The organism is Brevibacillus borstelensis (assembly GCF_037834415.1).
In the GTDB taxonomy this organism is placed as follows: Bacteria; Bacillota; Bacilli; order Brevibacillales; family Brevibacillaceae; genus Brevibacillus; species Brevibacillus borstelensis_A.
Map to the genome: position 1 here is coordinate 1 of NZ_JAUMSJ010000039.1, position 11825 is coordinate 11825.

The 11825-nt window shown below is 50.4% G+C and carries 10 protein-coding genes; 1 reads left to right on the forward strand and 9 read right to left on the reverse strand.

Translation table 11 applies throughout. The features are described from left to right. Window positions 1-284 precede the first annotated feature (284 nt). Entirely contained in the window at window positions 285-965 is a 681-nt protein-coding gene (locus Q3F21_RS22280; protein ID WP_340257986.1) for an endonuclease/exonuclease/phosphatase family protein, read from the forward strand. On the opposite strand, the gene Q3F21_RS22285 is transcribed toward Q3F21_RS22280, so the two are convergent. The 9 genes from Q3F21_RS22285 to rpoD form a co-directional block, all read right to left on the reverse strand. Continuing rightward, window positions 925-2403 carry an alkaline phosphatase family protein gene (locus tag Q3F21_RS22285; RefSeq protein ID WP_340257988.1) on the reverse strand — a complete coding sequence of 493 codons (1479 nt, stop codon included), beginning with the start codon at window positions 2401-2403 and terminating at the stop codon, window positions 925-927. The two genes, Q3F21_RS22280 and Q3F21_RS22285, sit on opposite strands and share 41 nt — an antisense overlap. Window positions 2404-2529: 126 nt before the next feature. After that, window positions 2530-4035, reverse strand: coding sequence for a S41 family peptidase (locus Q3F21_RS22290; RefSeq protein WP_340257990.1), 1506 nt, complete (start codon window positions 4033-4035; stop codon window positions 2530-2532). Further along, a complete protein-coding gene (locus tag Q3F21_RS22295; protein WP_340257992.1) occupies window positions 4032-6035 on the reverse strand; it encodes an S-layer homology domain-containing protein in 2004 nt (667 codons plus the stop codon). The genes Q3F21_RS22290 and Q3F21_RS22295 overlap by 4 nt, the downstream gene beginning before the upstream one ends. Before the next feature lie 126 nt (window positions 6036-6161). Then, entirely contained in the window at window positions 6162-7277 is a 1116-nt protein-coding gene (locus tag Q3F21_RS22300) for a Nif3-like dinuclear metal center hexameric protein (RefSeq protein WP_340257994.1), read from the reverse strand. After that, window positions 7253-7987: a tRNA (adenine(22)-N(1))-methyltransferase gene (locus Q3F21_RS22305; protein ID WP_340257996.1), complete on the reverse strand. Its 735-nt coding sequence runs from the start codon at window positions 7985-7987 to the stop codon at window positions 7253-7255. Before Q3F21_RS22305 ends, Q3F21_RS22300 begins: the two co-directional genes overlap by 25 nt. Before the next feature lie 113 nt (window positions 7988-8100). Next, window positions 8101-9240 carry an acyl-CoA dehydrogenase gene (locus Q3F21_RS22310; RefSeq protein WP_340257998.1) on the reverse strand — a complete coding sequence of 380 codons (1140 nt, stop codon included), beginning with the start codon at window positions 9238-9240 and terminating at the stop codon, window positions 8101-8103. A 162-nt stretch (window positions 9241-9402) separates the two neighbouring features. Then, window positions 9403-9567, reverse strand: coding sequence for a hypothetical protein (locus Q3F21_RS22315; protein WP_340258081.1), 165 nt, complete (start codon window positions 9565-9567; stop codon window positions 9403-9405). Between the two features lie 89 nt (window positions 9568-9656). Beyond that, a complete protein-coding gene (locus tag Q3F21_RS22320) occupies window positions 9657-10586 on the reverse strand; it encodes a hypothetical protein (protein ID WP_340258000.1) in 930 nt (309 codons plus the stop codon). Window positions 10587-10679: 93 nt separating this feature from the next. Next, a complete protein-coding gene (rpoD, locus tag Q3F21_RS22325; protein ID WP_003390594.1) occupies window positions 10680-11804 on the reverse strand; it encodes an RNA polymerase sigma factor RpoD in 1125 nt (374 codons plus the stop codon). Window positions 11805-11825 lie beyond the last annotated feature (21 nt).

The window sequence follows — 11825 nt, forward strand, 5'->3', positions numbered from 1 at the left end:
TTAAAACACAAGCTTTACAGATTGATTCTATCCGGTTTTCAAGGAACATTTTGTCGCCCGTTTTCTATCGAGGCGACGCTTTTTAATATAGCATAGTCTAAAAATGATTGCAACAGGAAATTCTAAGTAATTTACTTCAAAAGCAAAAAAAGATATCCGAGAACAATGCCCGGAAGAAATAATCTACCACAATAAACAGGTGTATGCAAGTGGGAAGAGTGACCATACTGCTTTTAATGAGTATAAAAACGAAATATACATAAAGCACAGAAAGGGAGACAGCAATGCTTCGCTTCATTACTTATAACATTCATAGCGGTAGAGACTTGTTTTGGCGCAAACGCCTGCGCGAAATGGGAAAAACACTTCAACTGCTTGAGGCAGATGTCATTGGCCTGCAAGAAGTTCACCAAAACAGTAAGTATGGCTTCCAAGCATCTTATTTAGCAGAAGAGCTTCAGTATGAACTCGCTTTTTCCCCATCCATTCCGTTTGGGGACGGGCATTATGGAAACGCAGTTTTGTCACGCGTTCCCATCACTCAATTCCAAACTATCGCCCTTCCATCCCGAAAAGAAATGCGGTCCCTCCTGCAATCAACGATCTCCTACAAAGAGCAAATCGTGAACATCTGGGTGACCCATTGCAGCCTAAACCAAGCCACCCGTCACAATCAGATGCTGCTGATCAAGAAGCTGGCGGAACAAAAAAAAGAAAGTCCTCTCGTCCTCATGGGAGATTTCAATACAGTGAGCGCTTCTTTTTCTCCTGTCCTGAATGATTCCGCTCTTGCATGCGGAGGCGGTCATCTCTCGACGATTATCACCTTTCAGAGAAGGATAGACTACATTTTCGCATCTCCCCACTGGCAAATCCATCGGTATGAAACGATTCCGGTAAAGTGGTCCGATCACCTGCCTGTCCTTACCGTGATGGAATTGCCACTCCCAGCTCCTGAAGGATAAAATCTTTGACATCAATCAATCGGGCGGGTGTCATAAAATAGCGCGACGCTCCTGTAATTAACAGCGGAACCAGAGAATCCCGTTTGTGAAGGGAACCGTGGCTTCCTCCTCCGAGATGGGTCGGGGCAGCTTCGGATACAAATTCATACCCTGGTGCCGCTGTCAGGACGATAAAAGGTATGCGCTGCGAAAAGAGCGAACCGTACAGCCGCGAAAAAGCGTCCGGGTATTCATCAAATTGAAGCTGCTCGCCGTCAAGCCTGACATCCAGTACTTGCAGGTCGCCTTCAAAAGACCAGCATTGTCCATATACATCCTGATACCTCCCGCCTTTCCAGAAAGACAAGCTTTTATCAGTTCCTCCACGTCGGACAACAACCTTGTGCCCCTCTTTCCAGGAAATCAGATCAATCCGCGAATCTGTGGCAACAGCCGCGACAATCTTCAACAACTCGTCCGCACGCAGCGGGTACAAATACGTCATTCGTTCATTATTGCAGAGTACGATCTCGTCTTTTGATGAAACGTTTGCACCCAGCCTGTGTATGGAAAAGGTGGACAGCAAACTCATCAAATCAATGTTGTGATCGTTTGAATCGCCAATCAATGTCTGTCCATGGTCACTGATAAAGATGCAGATGTTATCGTCCAGAACTTGCTCCCAGGAAGAATAGGAATCAAGAAAGCGCACCAGTTCGGCGTCCACTTCACTTAGATGCTGAATGGCCTCTTGAGGGGCCCGGTGAAGCTTGTGGTCATTTTCAGGCAGATAAATCAAAGTAAAATCAGGCTGCTTTCCGCTCAATATCACTTCGATCAGCACATCGATCGCATGTGTATCATTAATTCCGTATCCCCTTGCAGCTGACTGGGACCAATTCCACAAAATCGGGCGAAACAGATTTGGTCTAACCAGGGTGCCAAGGCTCATAATCGTCGGTCCGCTCACTTTTTCCCGTAGGGAAAAACCGGTTGCCGCGTCGAGAGCAGGGGGCAAATAAACCTTATGCTGTTTATGTCCACGATGCGCAATCACATTGATGGAACCTGAGACAAGGCCTGCCTCTTCCAATTCCTCATGTATGGTTTTTACGTCTCGGCTTAAATGCCTTTCATTCAGGTCGAAAAGCACGTTCGTTGCACAATGCTCCAATCCTATCTTGCTAACATGCACTGTTCCATTGATGTAGTTGATCATGGTTTTACTATCCGGGTCGTACCAAACCAGACCGGGAATCTTGTGTTGATCCGGGTAAACTCCCGTTATCAAAGAACAGTCAATCGAGGCCGTCATCGTCGGAAATACGGTTGCGCAGTCCGGGATGTATTGTCCCCGCTCCATGAAAAACTTCAGTCCCGGCGCTTTTCCTGCCGCGATGCATTGCTCCAACACGTCAGGCATCATGGAGTCAATCAAAAAAAGGAGAACTTTCTTCATCCGTATGCCTTCCTTTTTCCATAGTTGTAGTCGTACTTGTTATTGTTTGCCGTTCCCATCCAGCTATTCGTCCGAAGAAAAAAGCCTCCCCCTCTATGAAAAAGAGGAGAAGGCGTCCAAATCATGCTATCTTCCCAAGACCTGATAGGTTAAAACAGGGGACTCTTTGTCTGTCTGCATCTTCAACGTCGGATACTTCTGCAGATAAGAAGTGATGTCCACGTAATCCTGTGCGCCAAGCTGCTCTTCGCCGATCAGGCTTGCCAGAACCTTTGAACGGACAAGCCATTTCCCCTGTTCATTCTTTTTAAACAAATGGTCTACAGCAGCAAAGGCAATACCGTTCACAACAGTGTCTCCATCTTCCGCTTCCAGCTGAAAGCTTTTCACGCCGATTGAATGGAGGGCCCGCACGACTTGCGCGGCGTAGTCTGCTTCGCCGATATCCGGTTCAAGCCCGACATGGTTGACCTTTGTATGCTTAGGGGTAAAATACTCGTGCAGCGTTATTTTCAGCGCGTCCCCCTCCGACAGCGGAATGATTTGCTGTGCGCTACCTTTGCCGAAAGTCTTGGTGCCGACCAGCTTGGCAATCCCGTTGTCGCGCAGCGCACCGGCGAGAAGCTCTGAGGCGGAAGCGGTCCCTTCATTCACAAGAATGCGGACAGGATAGCTGATATCCCGCCCATTTCGCACCCATGTCTGCACTTCCACGCCATTGCGGTTCGTCGTATACATCAAAAGCCCTTCTTCCATAAACAGGCTGGCGATATCTCTAGCACTCGAGAGGTATCCGCCTCCATTGTCCCGCAGGTCCACAAGCAAGCCCTTTAATGAGGGCGATTGCTTCGTAAGCTGATCGAGTTTGTCACGGAATTGGACGGCTGCTTCTGAACCGAATGTCTCGAGACTGATATAGCCAATGTTCCCGCCTTGAAAGAGATTTCCTTCCACCTCCGGAACGGTGATCGCCGCCCGCTTGAGCTTCACCTCCAGCTGACGGTTTTCACTTGGCCGAAAGACAGTTAAAACCGCTTCTGTGCCTTCTTCCCCTCTTAGCATGAGGTACGCTTCTTCCGCATTTTTTCCTTGCAGCGAAACCCCGTCAACGGCCAGCAGCTGGTCCCCTTTTTTCAACCCGGATGCTGAAGCCGGCGAATTCGGAATGATTTCTCTGAGCAGCATAAGCCCGTTCTGGAAACGCATACGGAAGCCAAAGCCGACTAACTGATTCTCGACATTGGCTTCGAAAAGCTGCAGGTCCTCCTTTGTAAAAAACATGGTGTGAGGATCGTCCAGTGTCGCCAGCATGCCTTCGATTGCCAAGCGATTCAAAGTGGAAATATCCAGCTTGGCCTTATCCTTCCACTCCGACAGACGCCGTTCCATTTCGGCAAGCGTGTCATCTTCAGGCGAAAATTCCAGTGATACCTTTTTTTCTTTTTCCACGAGCTTTTTGACGCCCTCAAGAGCACCTTGGACAAGCTGTTTCTCGCTCGGCTTGCTCAAATGATTGTCCAACACTTGCTGGTACACTTCCACTGTCTCCGCAAACGGGTCATCGGCAGCATGGATTGGAGAGGCTCCGAGTACGAGAATGGCTGCCAGGACCCACGAAAATATCCGCTTCATCGCGCTGCCCCTTTCACTTCTTGTGGTATGGATACCCGTACATCGACCTGGGTTTTGTAGGATTCTTCTCCGGCGTAGGCGACGTATTCCTGTGTATCATACACTTCTTCATAGCGCCAGACCCGCTTCACCAACAGATCAGAGTCACTGTCAATGTAGTACTTGTTCATGAAGACTGGCACGCTCTTGATCTTCCCGTGATTGAGCGATACGTTTTTGGCGGCTTCCACGATTTTGTCGCCAGGAATCCACTCGGTGATAATGTGGTATTCTCCAAATGACTGCTTGTAGTATCTGGCGCCGAGGATACGCGCTCGATCCTTTACGCTCATGCCGTCCACATAATCTGACATGAACTCCTGCTGGTCAACACGTGACGGCTCCCAGCTTTCGGAGTCAAAATTGCGTTCGTACTTGGTGTTTTTTTCCGTATCGGTATAACTTTCCCATTTGTCCAGCACCAGCTTCTGGGGAGATTGATAAATGCCTGTCGCATGCTTCGCTTTGCTCAGCCAGTCTACCTCCTCCGTGTATTTCACCAAAAAGCCTTTCAGAACAGCTTCGCCTTCGACTTTGTATCCCTTGAGATTATCCATGCGGCCCATGGTAAAGCTCAGGTCCCGCACAATGGATGACTGCTCCTCGATAGTGGCCAATTCCTGTTTGAGCAGACGAGATAACTGCATCATCTCTACCTCTGACTTCTTCGGCTGCAGTCCGGCAAGAAACGACTGCGCTTCCGGCAACCGGTCCTTTTGCACCAGGTAGTAGACCACATTTTTCAAAGCTTCCTGATTACGAGAGGCATATGCACGATAGATGTCCAGCGCTTTATCAACATGGCCCATCTTCGCTTCTAATGCCGCTTTGTAGAGGGCCAACACTTCCGACTCTTGCGGATCTATTCCGATTTTCTGCTCATAGCCGTCCAGGCGATCGAGAACCGTTTCATACATTTTCGGGTCGGTCGCTCCCATTTGCAGAGCGATATCATACACATTGGCGGTTAACAGACGAAGCGTGTCGGGCAAGACGATCCGGTCGGCGAAGTAAGCATCAATCGCCTTGAACGCGTGCTCCAAATTTTCCGCTACCTCCGTGTCGGGATTCCAGCTCAGGTAGTAATGCACGCCTACCTGATTGTCAAAGGTCCCTTCGGACAGCTTTCGCAGGGCACGGAATGTCTCCTTGGAATCTTCGTGATATCTGATCGCTTCCGCAGCGTCGACGTAGATCCGATCGTCCCCGGTCACCTGCTCGGTATATGGAGCAAACAGCGGGAACATATCCTGAATCTCCGGAACCATCGGAAACTTTTGACCGTCGTAATCGAGCAGCGGCAGCATCACATCGCTCTGGAAGAACTGCACCAGACCATCAAAAAGAGCAGCCGCCTCACCCCGTTTTAACTTGGCTTTCGGTTTGCCTGCAAGCCATCCCCACTCATTGACGGTGTTCCACACTTTTGTTTCATCCGTTTCCATCGTATAGATAGCGAGCAGTTTGGCCGCTTCCTCACGCGTGATCGGCTGATTGGGCAAAAAGAGCGGGCCGGGAAAAATCTTCTGAATCGCATTTGGTCCATACAAGCGATCCAGCAGAACGGATACTCGCAAAGTCGGGCCGTACATCCATGTTAGCCGATTGACATCCTTGTAGGGGAGGTAAGGTTCGTCGAAACCTTCTGCCTTTCCATACCCCTCGTGTTCCGATAAAAAAGTGAGCGGGTACAAATGCGGTTTTCCCACTACGAAAATCCGGTCCATCAACGCGACAAACTCTGCGCGCGTCAGCTCCCGATTAGGATAAAAACGGGTAATAGAGCCCCCCGAGGCAAAAAGGCCGTAATAGGCTCCTCTTATAATCGACGATTTCGCCCAATGCTTGCTGATATCTGTATACGGCAACGGCATGTATGAGTCCGCTGCACTTGCAGCCGAGGGCGCAAGCAAGCTGCAAACGAGCAGCACGCAAGTTAAGGCTTTCAACTTTGTTCGCACGAAAATCCCCCTACACCAGTTTGGCTTGCATAGGCTTATATGAGCAACGTGCCGACCGCTGCGCCATCCAGCCAGGGAGCAAGTCAGGTCCCCTTATGGGATCGAACTATGCATCCGCTTTGCATTCTATAAAAATTGATACGGATCGGTATGAACGCGTGAAGCAATTACCTCCGTCCCGTACCCGTTTTCCTGGAGACGCTCGCGCAAAAAGGCCGCCAGCTTCTCCTTCATGATTTTTTCGATGTTGTGGCCGGCGTCAATAATGAACAAACCCTCTGCCTGCGCATCATGTGCCGTATGATAGCCGATGTCCCCAGTGACAAAGACGTCCGCTCCGCGAAAAACAGCCTTGGAGACATACGAGCTTCCGTCTCCTCCTACCACGGCTACCTTTCTGACTGGCGCATTTAGATCGCCAATCACGCGCAGCCCCTGAAGCGAGAAGCGCTGTTTAATTTGCAGCGCCAGCTCTTGCAGAGTTATCGTTTCCGGCAGCTTTCCGATCCGTCCGATCCCCAGAGACAGGCCCGTATTGTCCAGAGGAATCAGATCGTAAGCGACCTCCTCGTACGGATGGGCAGCCAGCATCGCTTTGACCGCGGCATTTTGCCTTGCGGAAGACACAACCGTTTCAATCCGTACCTCTTCTACCTTCTCCAGCTTGCCGTGGCTTCCGATGTGCGGGTCTGTCCCCTCTCTCGGCAGGAACGTCCCTGTTCCGTCAGCTTGGAACGTGCAGTGGCTGTAATTGCCGATCCAGCCTGCACCAGCCTCGGTGATCGCCTGGAATACGGCATCCCGATGAGATTGCGGAACGTATACGACCAGTTTTTTCAACGTCTCCCGGTAGCTCACATCGAGCATGTCCACCTCTTCGAGTCCAATCGCTTCTGCCAGCCAGTCATTCATCCCGCCGGCAGCGACGTCAAGATTGGTATGGGCGGTATAAACGGCAATATCGTGCTTGAGCAGCTTCTCATACAATTTGCCGGCTGCCATATCGGTCCTCAAATGCTTGAGCGGCCGGTAGATGACGGCGTGGTGAGCGACGATCAGGTCGACACCTTCGGCAATGGCCTCATCAACGACTGCATCCAATACATCCAGAGCCACCATTACCTTTTTCACCTGCTTTTGCAAGGTCCCCACGTGCAGTCCGATTTTGTCTCCCTCCAGAGCCATCGCTTTGGGAGCGAGCTTTTCCACATATTGAATTACGGTTTGTCCGTGTGCAAACATGCAATCACCTCATCGATCCATTCGAGTTCTTCCTTAATCTGCCCGGCTCGTACAGTCGCCTCCTCTTTATCCGAACGGCTCAGCTGCTCCAATACCTTTGTCCACTTCTCCCGTTCACTCATCCATTTTCTTGCCAAGACAGGAGATTTTTCCTCCCAGAGAAACGGCCCGATGCGCAGCAATTCGGCCGGGAGGCGATCCTTGTTTTGATACGGGGCCATTCCATCTCCCCTGTCTGCTGCCAGGACTTCATAAATGATCCCGTCTTCCTCCAGAATCGTCTCCGCAGAGAGCTGCCAATCGTTTTCCATCAACCAGCGGCGTACATGCTCCTCGCCGACATTCGGCTGCAATATCAATCGGCTTACACCTTGAAGCTTGTCTGCTCCGGCCGATAAAATGGACACGATCAGCTGTCCGCCCATTCCGGCAATGCAGACGACATCCACCTCGCCCTGGCTTACGACAGACAGGCCGTCGCCTTTGCGTACCGATACCTTGTCCTGAGCTTGAATCGTATGTATTTGCTTCAGCGCTGCCTGGTAAGGGCCTTCATTCAGCTCGCCCGCCACGACAAACGAAGCAATTCCTTCCCTAATCAAATAAGAAGCCAATAACGCGTGGTCCGATCCGATGTCGGCGACGCGGGCTCCCTTCGGGCAAAAACGGGCAATTGTTTGCAATCGCCTGGATATCATCCATGTTGTCATAAGCTCTTTCACCTTCCAATGCCTTTATTCTACCCTATTTGTTCCTATTTTCCCAATGCAAAAAAACGCGAAAAGCCCCGTCTTTCGTCAAGACGAGGCAAAAAATGCAAGAATTAACAGCCGATTTCGCGGGCAATGACATTGCGGAGAATTTCAGAAGTCCCTTCCCCGATCTCAAGCAAGCGGGCATCCCGGAAGAAGCGCTCCACCTGATACTCTTTCATATAGCCGTATCCGCCGTGAATCTGAATGGATTGATGCGTCGCGGCCATGGCCACTTCGGAAGCGTACAGCTTGGCCATGGCTGCTTCTTTGGTGAACTTCCGCTGATTGTCCTTCAGCCAGGCTGCCTTGTAAACCATGTTCCGCGCTAGCTCAATCTGCATGGCCATGTCTGCCAGCTTGTGCTGGATGGCCTGAAAACGGGAGATCGATTGACCGAAAGCGGAACGCTGTTTTGCGTATTGCAGAGCCTTTTCATAAGCTGCCTGGGCAATCCCTACTGCCATCGCTCCTATGCCGATGCGCCCGCCGTCCAATGTAATCAGGAACTGCTTAAACCCTTCTCCTTCGCGTCCGAGAACCTGGTCTTTCGGTATGCGCACATTTTCCAGAACGAGTTCGGTTGTGTTGGAGCTGTGAAGCCCCAGCTTTTCATAGTTGTTCAATATTGTGAAGCCTGGCGCATCCGTGGGAACGATAAACGCGGTGATCCCCTTGGTGCCTTTTGCTTTGTCCGTAACCGCAGTCAAGGCGAGGAATTTGGCGTAGGAAGCATTGGTAATAAAGCACTTGGCACCGTTTATGACCCATTCATCCCCCTCCAGAACAGCGGTCGTTTTTGTGCCGCCGGCATCAGAGCCTGCATTCGGCTCTGTCAACCCAAATGCCCCCAGGCTTTCACCGCTGCATATTCGGGTCAGGTACTCCCGCTTTTGCTGTTCGGTGCCAAACATGGCCAGCGGAGCCCCGCCCAAGGAAATATGCGCCGAGTACGTGATTCCGGTCGATGCGCAAACACGGCTCAGCTCTTCCACGACGATTGCAAAACTGATGCTGTCCGCCCCGGCGCCGCCGTATTCCTCGGAGAAGGGAAGGCCCATCAGGCTCAAATCCGCCATCTTCTTGAAAATATCCGCGGGAAAGGCTTTTGTCCGATCTCTTTCGTCTGCCCCCTGTGCAACCACTTCTTCCGCAAATGACCGAACCATATCCCTGAGCATAAGCTGTTCGGTATTCAAATCAAAATTCATCGTTGATCCGCCCCCTTGTAAGCGTTTTTATATTGATTTTGCAAAAGTACAAATTCCGACTGAGCGTTTGTTCAGTTTGCAATCCCATTATACACCATCCCCCCTTGCGATGTGTACGCCTTTTTCCAAAAAATAAGACAACTCAAACAAAAAAAGACACGCCTATTCATTGCGTGCCCCCATCAAAACCGCTCCGAAGAACGAAGCGGCTCCGAGTATGTAACCTACGTTGTATGTCTTCATGCTTACGACCATCGCGAAAGCTTCAAAGCCGAAGAAAACCGCTGCCAGAAGAATCCCTGACAATACCCACATTTTTTTGTTCAACACTCTCACCCCGATGAATTACTCCACTCCGCCTCTATTGTAACAAGAATAGGCAGAAAAGGACAAAGGCTTCGTAGTGGAGCCCTTCCTTATAAACGCAGCCATTGATACCAGTACCCTCTCGTGAAAAAGAAGAAAGCGGAGCTGAGAAACACTTTGATGAACAACAGCAGCTGAATCAGGTCTTGGCGAGCTGACGGAATATACAGAGATTGCAGCTCTGCGCCAAAAAAGGCAATCATTCCGCAAATCGCAAAGACACCGGCCCACTTCGGATAATTCTGATGTACAAGGAAGCCCAATCCAACCATCAGGCAAGCGACCGGTACCCAGTACAGCTCAGCTCTCCACCATGTATACCTGTCTCCCACACGATCTACCGTCGCAACCCCATACACAAGGGCAAAGGCCAAAACCCCGCAGTAGAGCAGATAAGGAAATCCGAATAGAAAAGCGCTGCCACACAATAATATGGAAATGATTGACAAATAAATAAGCATGACAGACAGTGGGCCGCCCAGCTGGTGAATCATATAAAATCCGCCTAACAGCAGTACTACAAAGGATAGTCCCAAAAGCAAATGCGTGACAAGTGGCGAAGATTTCCTGAAAGCAAATGCCAATATATAACAAATCAAAGAGAAACAGGCAAAGATGGCAATTTGCATTAGGGGGGTAAAACGGTTAAAATGAAAAGCAAGCAGAATGATCCCCGCGATCAAAAAAGCGCCGATCAGCCAGGAAAGGATCATTTTACCGGAAATCGGAGCAGCATTTCCCGACACATACGGGGCCGTTGCTTTCGTCCCTCTTGCTGGAGCTCCTTGCGAGGATGCTGCGACTTGTCCAAAACCCGAGGCAATACTGCCGCTGCCCTTCCTCGCCGTCTCTGACGATTGCGGCCTGTCTCCTTCGGTATACAAGTTTAACAGGAAAATGCAGTAATGTTCGGGCAGCAAGTGATTTCGCCGCCAATTTTCAATTTCAGAAATGATGACTCGCTTGCGCTGGTCGTCCAACGCGGGACCCTCCTTTGGCTTGACGGGTTGACCTGAGATTGGAAAAAGAAAGGCCTACGCCGGCTAACGTAGGCCACATACTTCCTATATCGGTTATTCGAGGAAATCTTTTAAGCGTTTGCTGCGGCTCGGATGACGAAGCTTCCGAAGCGCCTTTGCTTCAATTTGCCTGATGCGTTCACGCGTAACGCCGAATACTTTCCCAACCTCTTCCAGAGTGCGCGTGCGTCCGTCATCAAGGCCGAAGCGCAGGCGAAGCACGTTTTCTTCCCTGTCCGTCAGCGTATCCAGGACATCCTCCAGCTGCTCTTTCAACAACTCGTAAGCAGCTGCATCGGAAGGCTCCAGCGCGTCCTGGTCTTCGATAAAATCACCCAGATGGGAATCGTCTTCCTCGCCAATCGGTGTCTCCAAAGACACCGGCTCCTGTGCAATTTTCATGATTTCACGTACCTTTTCAGGCGTCAAATCCATTTTTTCCGCAATCTCTTCCGGCATCGGCTCGCGTCCCAACTCCTGCAGCAATTGGCGGGATACGCGAATGAGCTTGTTGATGGTTTCGACCATGTGCACCGGAATGCGAATCGTTCTGGCTTGGTCGGCGATGGCACGGGTAATCGCTTGACGAATCCACCACGTCGCGTACGTACTGAACTTGAAGCCTTTTCGGTAATCAAACTTTTCCACGGCTTTAATCAAGCCCATATTGCCTTCCTGGATCAAGTCCAGGAACAGCATGCCTCTTCCTACATAACGCTTGGCAATGGATACGACAAGTCGCAGGTTCGCTTCCGCCAGACGACGTTTTGCTTCTTCATCGCCCTGTTCGATCCGGTTTGCCAGCTTAATCTCCTCTTCAGCGGAGAGCAGAGGAACACGGCCAATTTCCTTCAAATACATTCGTACAGGGTCGTTGATCTTGATACCGGGCGGCACGGAGAGATCGTCGAATTCGAACTCTTCGTTTTCCTCATCCTTCATGATCATATCGTCCACTTCTTCGTCGTCCTCGCTGTCATTATTGACCTCGATTCCTTGATCGCCCAGATACTCAAAGAACTCATCCATTTGGTCGGAATCCTGCTCAAATCCTGAAATGCGGTCAATAATTTCCTTATACGACAGCGCGCCGCGTTTTTTGCCCAATTCGACCAGCTGTTCCTTCACTTGTTCAATGGACGCTGCTTCCATGTCTGAAGTGATGTTTTGTTTGTTCATCTACTATCCCTCCTTCCCCGG